General features: G+C 74.3%; 25 protein-coding genes and 1 pseudogene. 11 read left to right on the top strand and 15 right to left on the bottom strand.

The window, feature by feature from the left end:
• Positions 1–122: 122 nt before the first annotated feature.
• Both ACQ614_RS35485 and ACQ614_RS35480 read right to left on the bottom strand, forming a co-directional pair.
• A complete protein-coding gene (locus ACQ614_RS35485) occupies positions 123–1,748 on the bottom strand; it encodes a helix-turn-helix domain-containing protein (protein ID WP_431683231.1) in 1,626 nt (541 codons plus the stop codon).
• Between the two features lie 106 nt (positions 1,749–1,854).
• Complete coding sequence (locus tag ACQ614_RS35480; protein ID WP_431683230.1) at positions 1,855–2,145, bottom strand: hypothetical protein; 291 nt, start codon at positions 2,143–2,145, stop codon at positions 1,855–1,857.
• Between the two features lie 222 nt (positions 2,146–2,367).
• Between ACQ614_RS35480 and ACQ614_RS35475 the strand changes: the two genes are divergently transcribed.
• The 4 genes and pseudogenes from ACQ614_RS35475 (at position 2,368) to ACQ614_RS35460 (ending at position 4,895) form a co-directional block, all read left to right on the top strand.
• Complete coding sequence (locus tag ACQ614_RS35475; RefSeq protein WP_431683229.1) at positions 2,368–2,832, top strand: SRPBCC family protein; 465 nt, start codon at positions 2,368–2,370, stop codon at positions 2,830–2,832.
• Positions 2,833–2,925: 93 nt separating this feature from the next.
• A pseudogene (locus ACQ614_RS35470) lies at positions 2,926–3,196 on the top strand (ornithine decarboxylase); the annotation flags it as partial.
• 266 nt (positions 3,197–3,462) lie between these two features.
• Entirely contained in the window at positions 3,463–3,786 is a 324-nt protein-coding gene (locus ACQ614_RS35465) for a plasmid stabilization protein (protein ID WP_431683228.1), read from the top strand.
• Positions 3,787–3,878: 92 nt separating this feature from the next.
• Positions 3,879–4,895, top strand: a complete 1,017-nt coding sequence (locus ACQ614_RS35460; RefSeq protein ID WP_431683227.1) for a PP2C family protein-serine/threonine phosphatase — start codon at positions 3,879–3,881, stop codon at positions 4,893–4,895.
• Between the two features lie 96 nt (positions 4,896–4,991).
• Here the strand turns inward: ACQ614_RS35460 and ACQ614_RS35455 are convergent, their stop codons facing one another.
• Complete coding sequence (locus tag ACQ614_RS35455) at positions 4,992–5,393, bottom strand: ATP-binding protein (RefSeq protein WP_431683226.1); 402 nt, start codon at positions 5,391–5,393, stop codon at positions 4,992–4,994.
• A 206-nt stretch (positions 5,394–5,599) separates the two neighbouring features.
• Between ACQ614_RS35455 and ACQ614_RS35450 the strand changes: the two genes are divergently transcribed.
• Positions 5,600–5,836, top strand: a complete 237-nt coding sequence (locus ACQ614_RS35450) for a hypothetical protein (RefSeq protein WP_431683225.1) — start codon at positions 5,600–5,602, stop codon at positions 5,834–5,836.
• Between the two features lie 21 nt (positions 5,837–5,857).
• Here ACQ614_RS35450 and ACQ614_RS35445 read toward each other — a convergent pair whose 3' ends face one another.
• The 3 genes from ACQ614_RS35445 to ACQ614_RS35435 form a co-directional block, all read right to left on the bottom strand.
• Positions 5,858–6,349: a hemerythrin domain-containing protein gene (locus ACQ614_RS35445; protein WP_431683224.1), complete on the bottom strand. Its 492-nt coding sequence runs from the start codon at positions 6,347–6,349 to the stop codon at positions 5,858–5,860.
• A gap of 84 nt (positions 6,350–6,433) precedes the next feature.
• A complete protein-coding gene (locus ACQ614_RS35440) occupies positions 6,434–6,895 on the bottom strand; it encodes a hypothetical protein (protein ID WP_431683223.1) in 462 nt (153 codons plus the stop codon).
• A 317-nt stretch (positions 6,896–7,212) separates the two neighbouring features.
• Positions 7,213–8,160, bottom strand: a complete 948-nt coding sequence (locus ACQ614_RS35435; RefSeq protein WP_431683222.1) for a helix-turn-helix domain-containing protein — start codon at positions 8,158–8,160, stop codon at positions 7,213–7,215.
• Positions 8,161–8,356: 196 nt separating this feature from the next.
• Here ACQ614_RS35435 and ACQ614_RS35430 point away from each other — a divergent pair, with 196 nt between their 5' ends.
• Positions 8,357–8,914 (top strand): hemerythrin domain-containing protein, encoded by a 558-nt coding sequence (locus ACQ614_RS35430; RefSeq protein WP_431683221.1) that lies wholly within the window; start codon positions 8,357–8,359, stop codon positions 8,912–8,914.
• A 77-nt stretch (positions 8,915–8,991) separates the two neighbouring features.
• Here the strand turns inward: ACQ614_RS35430 and ACQ614_RS35425 are convergent, their stop codons facing one another.
• From ACQ614_RS35425 to ACQ614_RS35415, 3 genes are all read right to left on the bottom strand, one after another.
• Positions 8,992–9,471 (bottom strand): ATP-binding protein, encoded by a 480-nt coding sequence (locus ACQ614_RS35425; RefSeq protein ID WP_431683220.1) that lies wholly within the window; start codon positions 9,469–9,471, stop codon positions 8,992–8,994.
• 87 nt (positions 9,472–9,558) lie between these two features.
• Complete coding sequence (locus ACQ614_RS35420; protein WP_431683219.1) at positions 9,559–10,047, bottom strand: DUF6480 family protein; 489 nt, start codon at positions 10,045–10,047, stop codon at positions 9,559–9,561.
• A gap of 157 nt (positions 10,048–10,204) precedes the next feature.
• The gene (locus ACQ614_RS35415; protein WP_431683218.1) at positions 10,205–11,305 is read right to left on the bottom strand and encodes a carboxylate-amine ligase; all 1,101 of its coding nucleotides are present in this window, start codon (positions 11,303–11,305) and stop codon (positions 10,205–10,207) included.
• Positions 11,306–11,397: 92 nt separating this feature from the next.
• On the opposite strand from ACQ614_RS35415, the gene ACQ614_RS35410 reads away from it, so the two are divergent.
• Complete coding sequence (locus ACQ614_RS35410) at positions 11,398–11,619, top strand: hypothetical protein (RefSeq protein WP_431683217.1); 222 nt, start codon at positions 11,398–11,400, stop codon at positions 11,617–11,619.
• Positions 11,620–11,645: 26 nt separating this feature from the next.
• Here ACQ614_RS35410 and ACQ614_RS35405 read toward each other — a convergent pair whose 3' ends face one another.
• From ACQ614_RS35405 to ACQ614_RS35390, 4 genes are all read right to left on the bottom strand, one after another.
• Positions 11,646–12,026 (bottom strand): STAS domain-containing protein, encoded by a 381-nt coding sequence (locus ACQ614_RS35405; RefSeq protein WP_431683216.1) that lies wholly within the window; start codon positions 12,024–12,026, stop codon positions 11,646–11,648.
• A gap of 89 nt (positions 12,027–12,115) precedes the next feature.
• Positions 12,116–12,346, bottom strand: coding sequence for a hypothetical protein (locus ACQ614_RS35400; RefSeq protein WP_431683215.1), 231 nt, complete (start codon positions 12,344–12,346; stop codon positions 12,116–12,118).
• Between the two features lie 35 nt (positions 12,347–12,381).
• The gene (locus ACQ614_RS35395) at positions 12,382–12,768 is read right to left on the bottom strand and encodes a DUF2267 domain-containing protein (protein ID WP_431683214.1); all 387 of its coding nucleotides are present in this window, start codon (positions 12,766–12,768) and stop codon (positions 12,382–12,384) included.
• 35 nt (positions 12,769–12,803) lie between these two features.
• A complete protein-coding gene (locus ACQ614_RS35390; protein WP_431683213.1) occupies positions 12,804–12,992 on the bottom strand; it encodes a hypothetical protein in 189 nt (62 codons plus the stop codon).
• A gap of 246 nt (positions 12,993–13,238) precedes the next feature.
• On the opposite strand from ACQ614_RS35390, the gene ACQ614_RS35385 reads away from it, so the two are divergent.
• From ACQ614_RS35385 to ACQ614_RS35370, 4 genes are all read left to right on the top strand, one after another.
• Complete coding sequence (locus ACQ614_RS35385; protein WP_431683212.1) at positions 13,239–13,880, top strand: nucleotidyltransferase family protein; 642 nt, start codon at positions 13,239–13,241, stop codon at positions 13,878–13,880.
• Positions 13,877–14,158, top strand: a complete 282-nt coding sequence (locus ACQ614_RS35380; protein WP_431683211.1) for a hypothetical protein — start codon at positions 13,877–13,879, stop codon at positions 14,156–14,158. The genes ACQ614_RS35385 and ACQ614_RS35380 overlap by 4 nt, the downstream gene beginning before the upstream one ends.
• The gene (locus tag ACQ614_RS35375) at positions 14,155–14,919 is read left to right on the top strand and encodes a metallophosphoesterase family protein (protein WP_431683210.1); all 765 of its coding nucleotides are present in this window, start codon (positions 14,155–14,157) and stop codon (positions 14,917–14,919) included. The genes ACQ614_RS35380 and ACQ614_RS35375 overlap by 4 nt, the downstream gene beginning before the upstream one ends.
• A gap of 279 nt (positions 14,920–15,198) precedes the next feature.
• Positions 15,199–15,915: an SDR family NAD(P)-dependent oxidoreductase gene (locus ACQ614_RS35370; protein WP_431683209.1), complete on the top strand. Its 717-nt coding sequence runs from the start codon at positions 15,199–15,201 to the stop codon at positions 15,913–15,915.
• Positions 15,916–15,993: 78 nt separating this feature from the next.
• On the opposite strand, the gene ACQ614_RS35365 is transcribed toward ACQ614_RS35370, so the two are convergent.
• Positions 15,994–16,479, bottom strand: coding sequence for an ATP-binding protein (locus ACQ614_RS35365; protein WP_431683208.1), 486 nt, complete (start codon positions 16,477–16,479; stop codon positions 15,994–15,996).
• Between the two features lie 331 nt (positions 16,480–16,810).
• Entirely contained in the window at positions 16,811–17,668 is an 858-nt protein-coding gene (locus ACQ614_RS35360) for a SecDF P1 head subdomain-containing protein (RefSeq protein WP_431683207.1), read from the bottom strand.
• Positions 17,669–17,707 lie beyond the last annotated feature (39 nt).

Genomic DNA, 17,707 nt, shown 5'->3' with positions numbered 1-17,707 from the left:
CCGGTGCGCGGGGTGCCAAGCACCGCCGGCCTGCGCCGGGTGTCTGCCGTTCCCCGTCGGCGTGCCGGGCAGACGCCGGCCCTGGCACCGCGGCAGCCGGGCCGCCCCTCCGTCCCTCCCGGTCAGGTCCGCCAGCGCAGCACGGCTCCCACACCGCCGACCGGGCCGTCCGTGTCGTCCGGCACGGGGATCGCCTCGGCCCGCGAGGCGATGGCGCAGCGCAGCAGGGCGTCTCCGGCGGGCGCCTGCACGGGGTGGGCCACACCCATGCCGCGTACCTCGCCGCGGTCGACGCCGATGTGCTCGGGCTCCGGGCCGATCCACACCTCGCGGTGGGTGTCCGGGCCGTCCTCGCGGAGCAGCAGGGTGGCGAGTTGGCGCTGCCGGGCGGCGGCCATGACGGCCGGAACGCCCTCCGCCGCGGCTCCCGGCGCGATCTCGGTTCCCGCGCCGTCCGTCCGGTGCTCGCCGGGCCGCCCGGTGCCGCTGCGGAACCGGTCCAGGACTTCCTCGGCACGGTGGCGGCGGAATTGCCGCCACGCCTCGTCGAGCCGCCGTTCGAAGGCCTCTGCGCGGATGCCGCCGGCCCGGCCGCCGCCGTCCACTTCCACGGTGAGGGGCTGGAGCTCCTGCGGCAGCCGTTGGTGGACGGCGCGCCGCTCCCGGGCGTCGCCGGTGAGGACGACCAGCTCCGCGCCGAACTGCGACCGGGTTCCGGCGAGCTGCTCGGCGATGGTGTCGGCGGTCCGGTCCCAGTCGTCCTGTTCCCGGTGCCGGTAGTGCCACTCGTAGCGGTCGGCGGGCGGTGCGCGGTGCCCTCTGCCCTGCCTGGTCACGCCGTCCACCCTGCCGACGGGTTGGGGTCTGCCGAGGCGGCGGGTCTCCAGGTCGGCGCCCGTGCGGTCGACGGCCGCGACCAGGCATTCGGCGGCCGCGGCCTCCAGGCGCCCGAGCAGGTTGGACAGGTGCGGCAGCGGCCCCCAGGCGGTCTCCACGCCGACCGGTGCGGTGGTGAGCGGAACATCGAGCACGACTTCGCCGCCCGCGGCGAACAGGGCCCGCCCGGGCGGGGAGTCCGAGACGGGCTCGTTCTCGAGGTGCTCCCAAACGGCTCGGCAGACACCGGGGTCGGCCCCCCGGTCGATGAGTTCGCGCACGGCCGCCCGCCGGAGCAGCGTCTGCCGCTGCGCGGCGTCCTCGGTCGTGCGGGAGGTGTCGAGGCAGACCGTGGCCCAGGGGCCGGGCCGGTCGACCAGTGGTGCGAGGAAGCCGATGTCCATGGCGCGCTCCTCGGGAGGGTCCGATTCTTCCCTGCCTCGCGGCTGCCCGGCCCGTCGGCCCGGAAAACGGATGTGCCGGCACGCACCTTCCGGCGTGGCGGAGCACCGGCGGCGGGCTCGGGCCCGGGTGGCGGGCGTGGTGCGCGGGGCGGTCCGGTAGGCCTCGCGGTACGAGGCGGCGAACCGGCCGGGGTGGCCGAAGCCCCGGCGTGCGGCGATCTCGGTCACCGTGGTGGTCGCCGGGTCCGCCGCAAGCAGGTCCCGGTGTGCCGCGTCCGGGCGGACCCGGCGCAGGTGGGCCGGCGGCGTGGTGTCCAGATGGCGGCGGAACGCGTACTGCAGGAGGCCGCTCGGTCTCGGGCAGACGCCGCGCGGAGTGTCCGCGAACAGCCCGGAGGTGCCGGCGTCCGGTGTCGGGAGCAGCGGGGGATCCGTTCCGCTCGGGCCCGAAACGGTGGTGCCGGCCATCGCGGACCACCTCCTCGACGGCGGTGCGGGACGGGCCGGACACCACCGGGCGTCTCGGCACCGCACCGCCTCAGCGGCTACGCGCGTGGACGGGAACCAAGCGCCGTCAGCCCCACCAATGTCCGACCGGGCCCTCGGCCGGCCGCCGGTCGTACTCCTCCCGACCGCTGCCGGTCTCGACGAGCACGCCCAGTACGGCAGCCGCTGCCGCCACCGCCGGTACCGCCTCGGTCATCGCGTGGTAGGCGGCCTGCCGGTCCCCGGCCTCCCAGGACTCCACTGCGCCGGCCGCCAGCTCCCGCAGCTCGGTGAGCCTTGCCAGCGCGGCCTGCGGCAGAGCCTCCGAGGGCAGCGGCTCCTGGGGCAGGGCCCCGTCGTCGGACGAAGAATCAGTCATCCGCTCATCATCACTGCAGCGCCCGGCGGCGGCCCGCCGCAACGCCCGGTGCGGTGCGCCCGAACGGGTGCCGTCCGAGGTGCCGCCGGGGTCACCGCGGTTCCCGGACAGGCGCTCGTTCACCCGCGGGTGTGAGGACAGACCGGTGGCTCCCGTTAGAACCGCGGCCGACCGGGCAAGCGCGTGGCGGACCTGTTGGACGAGTAGAGACTGGAGGCCGGCATGAGCATGGTTCAAGAGTCCGTCGAGGTCGAGGTTCCGCTGCACACCGCGTACAACCAGTGGACGCAGTTCGAGGACTTCCCCCGCTTCATGGAGGGTGTCGAAGAAGTCACCCAGGTCGACGAGCGGCACAACCACTGGAAGACCAAGGTCGCCGGGGTGAGCCGGGAGTTCGACACCGAGATCGTCGACCAGCTGCCCGACCAGAAGATCGCGTGGCGGACCATGGGAGGGGACGTCCGGCAGATGGGCGTGGTGACGTTCGAGCGCCTGGACGACCGCCACACGATGGTGCGCCTGGCGATGGACTTCGAACCGGGCGGCGTCGCCGAGAAGGCCGCGGACGCCATGGGGATGGTCGACCGCCGGGTCAAGGGCGACCTGAAGCGCTTCAAGTCGTTCATCGAGCAGCAGGGCATGGAGAGCGGCGGCTGGCGCGGCCGGATCTCCCCCGGCAGCTCCTGACCGCAGCAGGGGCGGCGGGTCGCCGGGCTCGGTCCCGGCGGCCCGCCGTCGCGCGTGCACGGCTTTCTCGCACAGGCCGAGGGGACAGGCGCCGCCGCGTTCCGCGAACACCCCGACGCCCGCGGAGCCCTCGTCACCTCCCCCACGCCGTACGGCACCTGCGCCGACCTGCCGCGGTCGCCGAAACCGCCCACCGGCACGGCCGGCCGCTGATCGTGGACGAGGCCTGGGGCGCCCCCTGCCGTTCCGTCCCGGGCTGCCGACCCGGGCCATGGACGCGGGCGCCGACGTGTGCGTCACCTCCGTCCACAAGACGGTCTCCGCCCTCGAGCAGAGTTCCGTCTTCCACCTCCAGATCGACCTGCACGTGTGCGACCACCGCCGGGATGCTCACCCCGTGCCCGCCGGGCATTCCGGCCGCCCCGCCTGGCGAGCGCCTGAACGGCGACGTCCTCGCCTGCCTGCGCACCGGGTCGAGGCCGGCATGCTCGTCCCCGACGCCGCGGACCCGCAGCCGCAGACCGCGCGGGTTGCCGTCGAGACCTGCCCCCGGCAGCGGCGGGACGAATGGGCGGGAGTCCGCCGGGTAGGCGCGCAGCCAAGCAGACGGCACGAGCACGAGGAGGAGCCATGCCGGCCGGCTCGAGCAAGAAGAGGGAACGCCAGTACGAACACATCAAGGACAGTGCGCTGGACCGGGGCGAGAGCGAGAAGCGGGCGAAGGAGATCGCCGCGCGTACCGTCAACAAGGAACGCGCCCGGCACGGCGAGTCGAAGACCGCCAGCCGCTCCTCCATCCAGGACATGTCGTCCTCGCGTCGCGGCGGGCAGCGCTCGCACTCCGGGTCCGAGGGCCCGACCTACGACCAGCTGTACAACGAGGCCAAGCAGCGCAACATCCACGGCCGTTCGAAGATGAACAAGAAGCAGCTCGCCGACGCCCTCGGCCGCTGAACGCGGCGGCGGCCGCCCCACGGCGGCCGCCCCGCCCGGCGGACACCGGATCGGCCGTACGTCCTTCGACCGTACGTCCGGAGGGCCCGAGCATGGACACTCCCACCGAGAAGGCACCCGACCTCACACGGCGCAGACGACCCGACCCGGCCGGTCCGGACACGGAACTCGACGCGGCGCTGGCCGCGGCCGTGCACCGGGCCGGCGCGTCCGCAGGCGCCGTCTTCCTCCTGGACCGGGACCCCGTCCTGGTCATGGCCGTGGCCTACGGCCTGCCCTCGGGACTCACCGCGGCCTGGCGCCGCATCCCCCTCACCTCGCCGCTGCCGGTCTGCGACGCCGTACTTCAGGACCGGTTCGTGTGGGTCGGCTCGCAGGAGGATCTGGCCCGGTCGTACTCCCGCATCGCCGTGGCCCTGCCCTACCGGCTCGCCCTCGCGGCCGCCCCGCTCAGCGGGACCCGCCGGGTCTGGGGTGCCCTCCTGCTGATCTTCCCGGCGGACCATCCCGAGCACGCCACGCCCCGCGAGCGCAAGGACATCACCACCCGGGCGCGCCTCCTCGCCCGCCTCCTGGACGACGCCGAGCGCCCGCCCGCCCTCATGGGCCAGGTCCGCACCGCCGTGCACGCCCACGCGACCGCCGGTGCCGCTCCCGACCAGGTCCTCACCCGCACCAACCGGCTCCTCGCCGACCTCGACCCCGGCCTCCTCGTCTCCTGCCTCTACGCCCAACTGGACCTCACCCGGCGCCAGGCCACCATCGCCTCCGCCGGCCACCCGCCCCCGCTGCTGCGCCGGCCCACCGGCCGAGGCCACGTCCTGACCGTCGAGTCCGGCCCGCTGCTCGGTGTCGACACCACGGCCGCCTACCCGCTCACCACCCTTCCGCTCCCCGACCGCACACTGCTGGCCCTCTACACCGACGGGCTGGTCGAAGTCCCCGGCACCGACGCGTCCCGGAACGCGGCCGAGCTGGCCGGTCTCCTCACGCACAGCCGGGCCGCCACCCCCGACCGGCTCATCGACGGACTGGTGCACCACACCTGGCCGACCGGCCGGCACACCGACGACATCGCCCTGCTCGTGCTGGACGTCGCACCGCCCTAGGCTCGGGCACCCCGCGGGCGGGGGGCGGAGTCCTCGGCACGCGCCTGCCCGGAGCAACCGGGATCCGTCCACGGCCGGTCGGGGGTGGCGGTCCGGTCAGGGGGCGGGCAGGACCGCCCACACGGTCTTGCCGCTCGGTGCGGGCGTGACGCCCCAGGTCACGGCGAGCCGGTCCACGATGTGCATGCCGTGGCCGTGCGGCTCCTGCGGCCGGTAGGGGCGCACCACCGGCGGCCGGGTGCTCGCGTCGGTCACCGACACGGTGAGGGTCTCGTGGTCCAGGTCGAGGTCCAGGCAGAGCGGGCCCGGCGTGTGGCGGTAGGCGTTGGCGAGCAGTTCGCAGGCGACGAGCAGCGCGTCGTTCGCCTCCGGCCCTTCGAGGGGTGCGGGCGCCGAACCACGGGCCAGCGCACGGCGGACATAGGCCACGCCGACCTGGAGGCCGTGGCCGTCGACCGGTCCGAGAGGAAGGTGCCAGTGACCCGTTCTCCGGTCCACGCTCGTCTCCCGCGTCCGATGGGCCCCCGGGGGAGCGTGTAGCCGTTCCCTCCCTGCCGTAACGCCCGGGTGCCCGCCGGCCACAGGAGTTCGCTCTGCGGTCGTTCGGGCCCGGACGCTTCGTCTGCCGGGGTGTGGGAAGACACCGCGGGAACCACCCGTCGAAGGGAGCCCTGCCGGGTACCCGTGGCGGAAGGAGCGGATCCATGGACACGGAGCTCCGCGTCACGCCGTGCCCGGCTCCGCCCGGGGTGCGGATGCCGGCCGTGGCCGACCAGAAGGAGGCTCTGGGCAGTGCACCTGCTCCGGACACGCCGGTGGTGGACTGCCCGGCCCTGGCCGCACCCACATCCCGGATGAGGCGCCTGCTCCGGGTGACCGAGGCCGACACCGTGCCCGGGATCGGCCCGGCCGAACAGCCGCCCGTGAAGGACGGCTGCTGACCTGCCGGGTGGCGGTGACCGTCAGTACACCGGGAGGTCGTCCCGAGGCCGGTCGGCCGGAGAGCGGTGCACCTTGTGGAGCCTGCCGGATCGGGCCCGCTCGCCCGCGTCCGCCAGTTCCTGCTCGGATGCGGCGGCGCCGAGGTCGCGCAGAAGCAGTGCCTGCTCCTCGCTGGCGTGGCCGGTGACCTCCCGTACGAGCAGTGCGACCTTGCGGTCGAACAGCGGGACGGCTTCGCCGAGCCGCGAGAGGTCGTCGAGCAGCGCCCCCATGGTGGCCAGGCCGGCCTGCTCGCGTACCACGACCTCCCGGCGGTCCGGCAGGGTGCGCAGCGCCAGCGGGTAGAGGATCTGCTCCTCGACCGCCATGTGGCGCTCCAGCAGGCCGGCGGCCTCGTCCAGGAGTTCACGGCGCAGCGGGTCCCCGAGCGGGGTACCGGCCATGCGGCCGAACAGCATCCGGAGCCGGTCGTGGTCGGCGACGAGGACGTCGATGAGGTCGCCGGAGGTCATGGTGCACCTCGTTCCTTCCGTGCTGGGTCGTTCGATCGGACTGCAACGTGTACCCGGGAGCCGGCGGGCCCAACCGGGACGGGATCAGAGCAGTGCGAGCCCGGCCGTGCCGTGCAGCACCACGCCCTCGTCGCAGGCCGCGGCGACGCTGTCGGTGAGCCCGTCGGCCTGCTCCTGCGGGTCGCGCTCCGCCCCCTCGCCCACGCACGTGCCGGGCGGGAGCACGACGACCAGGACCTCGCCGCGTTCGCGGGCCGCGGTCCGCCACTCGGGCGATGCCGCCGGCCTGGGCACGGGTTCCCACACCTGCCGGCCGCCCACGAGGACCAGCCGCTCGACCAGCGCGCCGCGCATCTCCAGCACGGCGGTGCTCTGCGGTGCCTCGCCCACCGCCAGCAGGAACCCGCTCTCCAGGGCGTGCTCCAGCAGCTCACCGTGCCACCGCGGCCCGACTTCGATGAACGCCTCCGCGACGGGAGGCCCGGGCGGCTGTTCCTGCACGGTGAGTGCCCACACCGCGGATTCCGAGTCGAAGGCCTCGCTCACGGGCCACCTCCAGGTTCGGGAGCGTCGGTGCGAGCCGCGCCTACCCGGGCCCGCCCGCTCCACGCACACCGCGTGTATGCCCCGGCAGGTCACGGGCAGGCGCGCGACCGTGACGTCCCTGCCCCACCGCGAACCCCGCCGCAGGCGGTACCCGCTGTGCCCACCCGCGCACTTCGCCGTCAGCTGCGCGATCAACCCGTGGATGGACCCCGGCCGACGGGCACAGGGTTTGAAACGTCCCGTGCTGACCAGAGGCGCAGCGCGGGTGCCACGGCTCCGCCCCCTGCCGTGACACCCGCACGCGCAGGGCGCGGCGGTCACCTCTTCAACGTGACCGAGGGGGCGACCCCGTAGGCGCGCCGGTAGGCCTCGGCGAAGCGGCCGGGGTGCGCGAAGCCCCAGCGGGCGGCGACCTGGGTGACCGTCGTACCGCTCTGCAGCGTTGCGGCCCTGAGTTCGGCGTGCGCCCGTGCCATCCGGACACGGCGCAGGTGGGCCAGCGGGGTGCATCCGGCGTGCCGGCGGAACGAGTACTGCAAGGCCCTGGGCGTGACGAAGGCCGCCGCGGCGATGGCGGCGAGGGTGATGTCCAGGTGGGCGTTGTCCTCGATGAACGCGACGGCCCGGCGCAGGGTCGCGGGGGTGGCGTCCCGGGTGTCGGCCAGTGCCGGGTCGGTGCGGGCGGTGTGCGGGAGCGCGGCCAGCGTCGCGGCCGCCAGGTGCTGGGCGGCGGTGGACACCACCAGCTCCGACTCACGGGCGACCGGGTTGTCCAGGACGCCGTCGCGCAGATAGGCCACCGCCGCGGTCAGCTGCCGGTTCGCCGCCGCCGTGACCGCGCGGTGCCCGGTCAGCCGCACCGGCCCGCGGCCGTCGGCGAGCGCCGGGGCGACCTCCGTCAGCAGGGCGGGGTCGAACATGGCGATGGTGTAGCGGGCCGCCTTGACCTCACCCCGGTAGGGGCGGTCGGGCGGGGCCACCAGGAAGGTCTCCCCGGCGGAGAACACCTCCTCGCGGCCGTCGGTCCGGTCGACCAGCGCGCCCTCGTGCATGCTGATCAGGCAGACCTTGCCGAGGCTGCCGGCGTCGTAGCCCATGTCGTAGCCGAACGACAGGCGGTCCACCGACAGGTTGCCGGCCGCGCGCCGGCTGATCCGCACCCGTGCGTCCTCGACCGGCCCGCCGATCCGCATGGGTGTGTAGGCCGCGGAGAGGAACTCCTCCGTCGCCTCCAGGCTCGCGCTGTCGAACACGAACGACTCCATCACCACCTCCGGGCACGGGAACGGGCCTGCTCCGACGCTACTCCGCGCCGCCCCCCGGCGTACCCGTCGGCGGCGGTGCGACACGACAACCCCCCGATTCTGCTCCTTCGCCCGCACAGCACGTGTGCACCCGGGCCCACGGGGCAGCCGCCGGCTACCGGCCCGCACCGAGCGGGCCCGACCCCAGGAGGCTGCGATGGCAGGCCACGGCGGCGACGTCGTCAAGGAGCTGGAGACCGACCACCGCGAGGTCGAGGAACTCTTCGCGCAGATCCTCAGGGCCACCGGAGGACACCGCAAGGCCCTGCTCGACGAGGTCACGATCGAGCTCGTCCGGCACTCGGTCGCGGAGGAGGCCCACCTGTACCCCGCGGTGCGCAAGCACGTGCCCGGCGGCGACGCGATGGCCGACCGCGAGGTCGAGGACCATGCGAGGGTCGAACGGCTGCTGAAGGAGATCGAGGACAGGGACGCCGACGACGCCGCGCTGGCGGGTCTGGCGACCACCCTGGTGGAAGAGGTCACCTCGCACATCCGCGACGAGGAGCAGAACCTCTTCCCGGCCCTGCGCGCGGCCTGCAGCAAGGCCGACCTCGACCAACTCGGCGACAGCGTGCGCCTCTCCAAGTCGACCGCACCGACGCACCCGCACCCCGGTGCGCCCTCCTCCCCGGCCGCCCGCAAGCTGCTGGCCCCCGGTGTCGGGCTGATCGACCGGGTACGGGACTACGTCACCGACCGCGGCACGGCGTAGGAGGCGCACATCACGACCATCCGACGCAGGGGCCGGGGGTACCGGGAGCTCTGCACGCCGTATGACGACCGGCCGCGTCACCGCAGGCGGCGCCGGCGGCGCGGACCGACGGGCACCCCGTTGACGGGGGGAAGCGGCGGGACGAGTTCGGCCCACACGGTCTTTCCGCCCACGGCAGGTGTGTGCCCCCAGCGCAGCGCCAGTTGGTCCACGATGTGCAGGCCGTGGCCGGTCGGCGCCTCGGGCCGGTAGGGGTGTCGGAGGACCGGCGGCCTGAGGTCCCCGTCGGTGACCGCGATACACAGGCGCCGGCCGGCACGGTCGAGTTCGAGGCGCGTCGGCCCGGAGGTGTGCGCGCAAGCGTTGGCCAGCAGTTCGTCCGCCACCAGCAGAGTGTCCTCCCGTGCACGCCTCACCTCGGGCCCGTCGCCGCGGACCGGGTACCAGTCGTCCAGGGTCTGCCGGACGAAGGCCATGGCCGTGGCCAGAGCGCGTTCCTGCCCGGGCCGCAGGTACCGGACGCGGCGGTCCGGCAGTCCTGCGCGATCGTCGATCATGGCGTCCTCCCGACGCCGATTCCGACTCCTATGGTTTCCGGCCGCCCCCGGCGCAGCGCCGCTCGTACGCGGAGGTGCGCCGTCGGATCAGGCGATGATGCGCGCCACCATGAACACGATGACGCAGAGGACGAGCAGTCCGATGACCACCAGCGGCCACGGGCCCCAGGCCCGGCGCAGTTCCGGTGGCTCGGGCACCGAGATGCCCGCCGTGGTGCTCCCCTCGGCCGGTGGCGTCTCCCCGGGCCGCTCGGCCGGGGTGATCTGGGCCTGCCCGGCCGGGCGGTTGCTCGTGGAGGCGGTTGCCGGGGAGGTGTCCGCCTGCAGTTCCCGCATGGTCGCGGGGAGGTCGAGTTCGACGACACCGGTGCCCGGGCCGGAGGCCCTGGCGTAGGCGAAGGCGCCGTCGTGCGAGAAGACGGCCATCAGCGAACGTCCGGGCCGGCTGAAGAGCATGCGTTCGTTCCGAGTCCGGTCGGCGGGCTCGCGGCGCACGGCCCAGCCGAGTTCGGCGGCCCGCTCGTAGAGGGCTGTCTGCTGCCTGCTCAGCGGCAGTCTTCGTGCGACGGTGCTCATGGCTGTCCACCCACTCCGGTCGGCCCGGTCCGCGAGCCGGCGCGTCGTTCAGGCGCCGAAATCGCCTGAATTCGAGCGTTTGCCCGCAAATCGCCGTTCCAATCGCCGTTCCGATCGCCGTTCGCTCCCGGACGGCCGCCGGGCTGTCCGGGCCGCCTCAGAGCAGCACACCGCCCGTCTCGTCGGTGATCATACGGACGAGGCCCTTGCGGCCGGTCTGCCGGAGCCGGCGACGTTGGCGGACGGCGCCGTTCCCGCCCGTGAGCAGGCGGCGCAAGGCTTCGTCGATGCGTTCCAGGTCGCCGGTCGCCCGGAGCTCCGGCCCGACGGCGGCGAGGAGGGTTCCGGCCGCCTCGGAGGCCGGGCCGAGGGTGCCGGTGGCGGGATCGGGCAGCCGCTCGGCGATGCCGTGGCGGGCGGCGTACCAGGCGGCGGTCTGCAGGAGCTCCGGCGGGGCGGACGGCACGGCGGCAGGCCGGTCCGGGTCCAGGATGCGGGTGGCGAGGGCCCGTACGAGCCCGGCGAGCAGGACGGCCTCGTCCGCCCGCATCTGGACGTCCATCGCGCGGACCTCGATCGTCGGGTAGCGCTCGGACAGCCGGGCCTGCCAGTACAGCTGCCCGGTGTCGCGAACGAGCCCGGTGGCGACCAGCCGGTGGATTCGCCGGTCGTAGTCGGCGGCGTCGGCGAAGAACGGGGGCACGCCGCTCGCCGGCCAGCGGCCGAAGACGACGGTGCGCCAGCTGGCGAAACCGGTGTCCCGGCCGCGCCACAGCGGGGAGTTGGCGCTCAGCGCGGTCAGTACGGGCAGCCAGGACCGCAGCCCGTTGAGCACGGCCACGCCCTCCGCCCGGCCGGGGACACCGATGTGCACGTGCATGCCGTTGATCAGCTGCTCGTCGGTGAGGGCGGGGGCGTCCCGGCGCATCCGCCGGTAGCGCACCGAGGGCGTGACGGGCACGGGGAGCCGGTCCGTGAACGGGGCGGAGCCGCAGGCGGCGAGTCGGCAGCCGCAGGCCTCGGCGGCATCGCTGAGGCAGTGGCGCAGCCGCAGCAGGTGGCCGCCGAGTTCGTCGAGGCCGCGGCAGACCGGGGTGGCCACCTCCAGCTGGGCCTGGAGCAGTTCGTGCTGCACCTCGCCGTGCTCCACCGCCGGGTGCAGGCCGGCCGCGGCGAGAACCTGGGCGGCGCGCGCGACCGGCACCCCGGTGGCCGGGGAGACGAGGAGGTACTCCTCCTCCACGCCGATGGTGAGCACGTGCGGCGGCTACCCGGCGGGCCGAGGGTCAACCGTGAGCGAGCGGACGCGGTCGGGGTTTGGCTGCTTCCTCACCGGACAGGCGTCGCGTCATGAACTGGGAACGCGTGGCACAACCGACCGACTGGACCGGGATCGCCGCCAACGGCGCCGGTCCGCACCTGTGGCTGATCGCGGCCGGCGCAGCCCTGGTCGTCGTCCTCGTCCTGGCGTTCGTGCTGGGTCAGCGCCGCAAGGACCGGGAGCCGCCGCCCGTGGACACCCACTACGACGGTCGGCGCACCACCGGTGACCGGCCGGACGACCCGGTGTAGGAGCTCCCGGCCGCCCGTTCCGGCCGTCACGGGACGGCGACGTGCCAGCCGCCGACGTCGACCAGGCCGAGTGCGTGGCGAACGGCGGAGTGCGGTCCGACGAAACGGAGTTCGACTCCGCGTGCTGCTGCGGCGCTCAGCGCCTCACGCAGCACCGCGATGCCCGTGTCGGAGCACCGGGACAGCGCGCACAGGTCGACGGTGACCGCCCCGCCGGGCGTGCAATGGCCGATTTCGCTGAGCAGCGCGCGACGCAGCAGGGGCGCGGTGGCGCTGTCCTGGCCGCCCTCCGCGGTCAGGTGTCCTCGGCGCCGCGGCGACGGGGCGTCCCGCCCGGCCGGCTGCCTCCGCAGAGGAGGCGCTGCCGGGGACTCAGGGCGCAGGGGAGGGACGAGTGGCCTGGTCACAGCACCAGTGTGGACCGTACGAAGGTCGAAGTCAGCCCCCGGAGCGAAGTACGCGCTGCGCGGACGGCCGGGCCGGGATGCGGTCACGCTCACGCTGTCGCGCCGAAGTCGGGGAGACCGCCGGAGGCTTCGGCCCCGGGGCGGCGCACGACGACCGGCGGCCGCCGCCGGAACCTCGCTTCGCCCGGTCCGAGGGCGGTGAGTTCGTCGAGGAGTGCGCCGATCGCGGCGAGCGCGTCCCTCTCCCGGCGGACCTTCTCGGCGGAGGGCCCCTCGGGGTGTCGGGCCCGGGCGCGGTGGGGATGCGGTTCGGTGGGCATGACGGCGTCCTCCTCGGGTTGGTGCTGCGCCGCTCTCAGAAGAGTTCCGGGTGGCCGAAGAGATCGGCGAACCCTGCGGGCAGCCCGTTCACCAGGTCGTCGAGTTCGCTGTCGTCCACGGCCTCGGCCACCGCCCGCAGGACGGCGGACGCATCCACGGCCGCTTCGTCGACGGTGGTGTCACGTGCCTCGGCGATCCGGCCGAGGAATGCCTCCGCCGTCCAGCCGGACGGCTCCCGCTCCGGCCCGGAGACCACCAGGTCTCCGAGCTCCTCCGGAAGTTGGTCGGCCAGTGCCTCGGCGGGGCCGGTCCCGAGCAGTTCGCCGAGCAGGGCGAGTACGGCGGCGACGGCCTCGTCCGCGCCACCGTTCTCGTAGCCGCCGGCGTCGCGCACCAGCAGCAGGAATTCATGGTGTTCCACGGGCCCTGCCCTCGGTCTTTCACGTGCGGTGGGGCTCAGTCCGACTCTCGGCCGCCCTTGCCGTCCTGCTCGGTGTCGGACGGCGGGTGTTCGGTGTCGGCGTCCTGCTCGGCCACCGGGGTGCCCGCGCGCACCGTCTTCACCGTCGGGGTCCGCCGGTCGTCCTGTTCGTCGTCGTGGTGCCCGGGCACTCCCCCGGCACCGCCCTGCGGGATGTCCTCCATGGATCCTCCTCCGATCGCGGAGTACCGGGCTGGTCGCCTGCCCGGCCGCGGGGGGCGGCAAACGCCGACGTCCGGGCGTACCGCCCGTCCGCCTGGCGGTTCCGGTTTCGGCCGGGCGCCGCTGGCTAGAAGCCGGGCAGCCCGCCCCTGCGGCGGAGCCCGACAAGGTGCCCCGGACGGAAGGCCTGCCGCCCGGGCGGTCGGACCGGCGTCCCCGACCGACCGGCGTCCACAGGAGGTCCCAGCGTGTCCGACTCCGGTGTCTCCCGTATCGAGCAGGCGACGACCCCCGCGGCCGCATCGGGCGGTAACGGTGCCCGGGACCCTTCCCAGGGCATCCTGGAGGCCACCAAGCAGGTGGCGCGCCTGCTCAAGGCCAGCGGCCACCGGTTCGCGCTCGCCGGAAGCGTGGCCGCCTATGCGCACGGAGTGCCGCGGAGGACACTGCACGACACCGACTTCTGCGTGCTGCGGGACGAGGTCGACGCCCTGACCGAGGTCCTCAACACGGCCGGGCTGCGCGTCTGGTCCCCGCCGGACGACTGGCTGGTCAAGACCGAGTTCCAGGGGCAGCAGATCGACCTGATCTTCTCGCTCTCCGACCGTCCGGTCACCGAGGACCTGCTGGAGCGCGCGGTCTCGCGGCCGGTGGACTCGGTGTGGATGCCCGTCCTGGCACCGACCGATCTGATGGCCAGCCAGCTCACCGCCTTCTCCGAGCACCACTGCGACTTCGGCAGGGTGCTGCCGATCGCGAGGACCCTGCGCGAGCAGATCGACTGGGCCGAGCTCCGGTCGCGCTGCCGCGGGCTGCCGATGGCCGAGGCCTTCCTCTACCTGCTGGAACGCCTCGACGTGATCGAGCCGTCCCGGGAGGCGACACCGTGAAACCCGTCGACCGCACGTCGGGCCCCGAGGGTACGGGCCATGCCGAGTACCGGGCGGCCCGGCTGCAGGAGCGGCTCGCCGCCGGGCCGTTCGCCGAACTCGCCCTGCAGATCGACTTCCGCGGCGACTCCGTGCTGGTGCGGGCCGTGGCGGCCACCGCGGCCTGCCGCAGCTACCTGCTGGACGCCGTGGCGGAGGAGTTCGCCGGACTCCGCGTCCACACCGACATCGCCCTGGCGGACACCGGCGTACCCGACCACCCGGAGACCGTGCAATGACCGGCCGCGCCGTCCGGGTCGCCGCCGTGGGCGACATCCACCTCGCACCCGACACGGCGGGCCGCTACCGCCCCGCCTTCGAGAGCCTGGGCGGGACGGCCGACCTCCTGCTGCTGGCCGGCGACCTCACCCGGCACGGCACGGTCGACGAGGCCCGCACCGTCGCCGCGGAGGTCGTCGGCCTGCCGGTGCCCGTGGTCGCCGTCCTCGGCAACCACGACCACCACCACGGCTGCCCCGGCGACGTGGTGGCGGTACTGCAGAAGGAGGGCGGCGTCACCGTGCTGGAGGGCACCGCGGTGACCATGGCCGTCGACGGACGGCAGGTCGGCGTCGCCGGCACCAAGGGCTTCGGCGGAGGGTTCGCGGGGCGCTGCGGTTCGGAGTTCGGCGAGGACGAGATGAAGGCCTTCGTCCGCTACTCCCGGTCGCTCGCCGACGGGCTGCGCACCGCGCTGGACGAACTCTCCGCCTGCGACCTCAGGATCGCGCTGACGCACTTCTCCCCCGTGCCGGACACGCTGGCCGGCGAGCCGCTGGAGATCTACCCCTTCCTGGGCAGCTACCTGCTGGCCGAGGCGATCGACGAGGGCGGCGCCGACCTGGCCGTCCACGGCCACGCCCACGCCGGTACCGAACGCGGCATGACCGCAGGCGGGGTCCATGTGCGCAACGTGGCGCAGCCGGTCATACGGCATGCCTTCGCCCTCTACGAACTGCACCCGACCGACCGGGCCGAGGACGGGAGGTCCGCCGGCTGAGGCCTGCCGCGGCGCCGGCAGGCGTTCGCGGCCGGAGAGGAGGGCAGCCGGATCATCGGCCTCCTGGATAAGCGGGCGGCCCGGCGCAACGCCGGGCGCGGAACCGCTTCCACAAGACGTCACGCATGCGAACGGCCAGGGCCGGTACCAGAATGTGCGCAGGCCGACCGGACCCGGCATCCGGGTGGTCGAGCCGGGCCGCGGGGGTACACGCGACCGAGGTCCCGAGCGGGTACCGCCGTTCACACCACGCGGCTGCACAGACGGAAGACGAGCGACATGGCACTGATTCTGGTCACCGGCGCAGCCGGCGGACTCGGACACCACACGGCGAACGCCTTGGCCGACGAGGGGCACGACGTGGTCGTCCACGTGCGCAACCAGGCCCGCCTCACCGGCACGGATGTCGGCGGCGGCCGGTGGAAGGGCGTAATCGTCGGGGACCTCGCCCAGCCGGACGAGATCCGCAGCGCTGCCCGGCAGGCCCGGGAGTTCGGCCGCTTCGACGCCGTCATCCACAACGCCGGCGTCCTGCACTCGCCCGACGTCCTCACGGTCAACACGATCGCCCCCTACCTGCTGACGGTCCTGATGGACAAGCCGGCCCGGCTCGTCTACCTCAGCAGCTCCATGCATCGCACCGGCTCCACCGACCTTCGGCGGCTGACCGCCGGCACCGTCTCCTACGACGACAGCAAACTCTGGGTCACCACGCTCGCCCTCGCGTTCGCGTCCAGGTGGGAGGGAACCACCAGCCACGCGGTCGACCCGGGCTGGGTCCCCACCCGCATGGGCGGCGCCGCCGCACCGGACGACCTCGCTGCCGGGCACCGGACCCAGGCGTGGCTCGCCACCCACCACGACGTCACCCCGGCCACCGGTGGCTACTGGTACCACCAGCAGACACAGGCAGCCCACCCCGCCGCACGCGACGAAGCGTTCCAAGCCCGTCTCCTCCACGCCCTGGAGAACCGGACAGGCACCCCGCCCGACTGACTGCACGCGCGGGGCGCCCCGGGGGTCGACGTGTGCGGGACACCCGTTGCAAGGCCTACGGCGTTGGCGGGGCGGCGTTCAGGCGTCGAACAGCGGGTCCGGGTCGGCGAGTGCTGCGCGGCGTGCCCGCCCGGGGTCCGGGTCGGCCGCGGGCGGCAGGGGCAGCTCGGCCCAGACGGTCTTGCCGGTGAGGTCCGGGAGGCAGCCCCAGTCGGCGGCGATGCGGTCGACGATGACGAGGCCGTGCCCGCGCGGGACCTCCGGGCGGTGGTGCCGGCTTGGGCGCGGCGGAGCCGGGCTCGCGTCGGTGACGGCGATCCGCAGTCGGCCGCGGCGCCGCTGCAGATCGAGGGCGAGCGGGCCACCGGCGTGCTCGGCTGCGTTCGCGAGCAGTTCGGCGACCACCAGCCCGGCCTCGTCTGCGGCCCGGTGGCGGCTCAGGTGCCAGTCGGTGAGGACACGGCGGGTGAAGTCGAGGCCCCCGCTCACACAGCCGCCGCCCGGGCGGGGCGGGAAGTCCAGTCGGCGGTGCTCGAGGACCGCGGGGGAATGGGAGGAGCGCATGATGGTTCCCGGTCGAAGCCGAAGGTTCTTCGACCCGTCCGCCTACCCGGCTCGACGCAGCCTACGCGCCGGAAGCCTGCGGCAGGGGGTACGGCCGGCCGGCTCCCGGACGGTCACGCCGACGGGAACTCGCCGGTGTCGTCGTCTTCCCGGTGTGGCCGTGGCCGACCACCCCGGCCGTCCTTCTCGGGCGCGAACTCGACGCCGAACCCTCCCGCGAACAAGCCGTCCGCACCGGTCGAGGTCGGCACGGGGATGACCGGCACGCCCGAAGGGACGCCCGGCGCCCGGCGGACGCGAGCGGAAACCAGTGGGGCCGGCCCCCGAACAGCTAGACCTTGCTCGCCCGCATGGTCGTCGGAAGGCGGGTCGTGGAGAGCTGCGCGGCCAGGGCCGTGGCCCCTGCGCGGTCGAATCCGCCCGTGATTTGCGTGGCGCCGCTGGTGATCGCGGACGCCACCCGCGGATGGGAGATGACCGTGCCGTCCAGTACGACCGCGACCTGGTTGGCAGGCTCGGTTCCGGCGGCCACCGCGGTGGTCAGGTCCGCGAAGGCCTTGCCCCCGCTGGCCGTAAAGGTCAGCTTCACCTCCCAGCCGTCCGACAGCGGGCTGTCGAAGGCCACGGCCTTGGCGATCTGGGCGCCGTCGACCGCCGCCGCGCCGAGGACGAACGCACTGGTGCCGCCCCCGGCGGCAGCCGGCTCGCGACCGCAGGCCACCATCTCCCCGACGGGTTCCGGCCGGGCCGGGCGGGCGGCGGCAGCCGTGCAGTCAAGAGCGGAGAACTGCTGCCGAAGCGCATCCGGCACCGTGCCGACGACGGAGGCACCCGGCGCCCCGACCGCCACCACCGGACGGAAGGAGAGGGCCCCGCGACCGCCCAGGGCGGACAACTCCTGCGTCACGTCGCCCCCGGCGGAGACCCGGACCGCCGAGCCGACCACCTCCGCCGTGACGTGGTGGAGGCCACTGCGCTCGGCACGGCGCCCCAGCAGATCGGCCGCAATCCTCAGCTGGGTGTCGTTCAGCGGCTCGTCCGGCGTGTACAGCACGGCAGAACGGCGCTCGGGGGTGGAATCGTCCACCATCGTCGCCGAGCAGGCCGTCATCACCGGGGCAGCCAGCAGTACGGCAGCGAAGGCGGCAGCTGTCCGGGCGGCGGGCCCGGCGGTGCGGGTGATCGTCATGCAGCAAGTCTGGGAGCCCGGCGCACGCGGCCGGGGCAT

Origin of the sequence: Kitasatospora dryopteridis, assembly GCF_050749075.1 — a bacterium.
Classification (GTDB): Bacteria; Actinomycetota; Actinomycetes; order Streptomycetales; family Streptomycetaceae; genus Kitasatospora.
This window is presented reverse-complemented; position numbering and strand designations above follow the sequence as displayed.

Excerpts from the sequence above, each read along its gene's own strand:
- ACQ614_RS35375 (WP_431683210.1), top strand. The coding sequence starts at position 14,155 with ATGACCGGCCGCGCCGTCCGGGTCGCCGCCGTGGGCGACATCCACCTC.
- ACQ614_RS35445 (WP_431683224.1), bottom strand. The coding sequence starts at position 6,349 with ATGACCTCCGGCGACCTCATCGACGTCCTCGTCGCCGACCACGACCGG.
- ACQ614_RS35430 (WP_431683221.1), top strand. The coding sequence starts at position 8,357 with ATGGCAGGCCACGGCGGCGACGTCGTCAAGGAGCTGGAGACCGACCAC.
- ACQ614_RS35465 (WP_431683228.1), top strand. The coding sequence starts at position 3,463 with ATGCCGGCCGGCTCGAGCAAGAAGAGGGAACGCCAGTACGAACACATC.
- ACQ614_RS35410 (WP_431683217.1), top strand. The coding sequence starts at position 11,398 with ATGAACTGGGAACGCGTGGCACAACCGACCGACTGGACCGGGATCGCC.
- ACQ614_RS35475 (WP_431683229.1), top strand. The coding sequence starts at position 2,368 with ATGAGCATGGTTCAAGAGTCCGTCGAGGTCGAGGTTCCGCTGCACACC.
- ACQ614_RS35370 (WP_431683209.1), top strand. The coding sequence starts at position 15,199 with ATGGCACTGATTCTGGTCACCGGCGCAGCCGGCGGACTCGGACACCAC.
- ACQ614_RS35420 (WP_431683219.1), bottom strand. The coding sequence starts at position 10,047 with ATGAGCACCGTCGCACGAAGACTGCCGCTGAGCAGGCAGCAGACAGCC.
- ACQ614_RS35425 (WP_431683220.1), bottom strand. The coding sequence starts at position 9,471 with ATGATCGACGATCGCGCAGGACTGCCGGACCGCCGCGTCCGGTACCTG.
- ACQ614_RS35485 (WP_431683231.1), bottom strand. The coding sequence starts at position 1,748 with ATGGCCGGCACCACCGTTTCGGGCCCGAGCGGAACGGATCCCCCGCTG.
- ACQ614_RS35460 (WP_431683227.1), top strand. The coding sequence starts at position 3,879 with ATGGACACTCCCACCGAGAAGGCACCCGACCTCACACGGCGCAGACGA.
- ACQ614_RS35435 (WP_431683222.1), bottom strand. The coding sequence starts at position 8,160 with ATGGAGTCGTTCGTGTTCGACAGCGCGAGCCTGGAGGCGACGGAGGAG.
- ACQ614_RS35390 (WP_431683213.1), bottom strand. The coding sequence starts at position 12,992 with ATGGAGGACATCCCGCAGGGCGGTGCCGGGGGAGTGCCCGGGCACCAC.
- ACQ614_RS35400 (WP_431683215.1), bottom strand. The coding sequence starts at position 12,346 with ATGCCCACCGAACCGCATCCCCACCGCGCCCGGGCCCGACACCCCGAG.
- ACQ614_RS35365 (WP_431683208.1), bottom strand. The coding sequence starts at position 16,479 with ATGCGCTCCTCCCATTCCCCCGCGGTCCTCGAGCACCGCCGACTGGAC.
- ACQ614_RS35480 (WP_431683230.1), bottom strand. The coding sequence starts at position 2,145 with ATGACTGATTCTTCGTCCGACGACGGGGCCCTGCCCCAGGAGCCGCTG.
- ACQ614_RS35450 (WP_431683225.1), top strand. The coding sequence starts at position 5,600 with ATGGACACGGAGCTCCGCGTCACGCCGTGCCCGGCTCCGCCCGGGGTG.
- ACQ614_RS35360 (WP_431683207.1), bottom strand. The coding sequence starts at position 17,668 with ATGACGATCACCCGCACCGCCGGGCCCGCCGCCCGGACAGCTGCCGCC.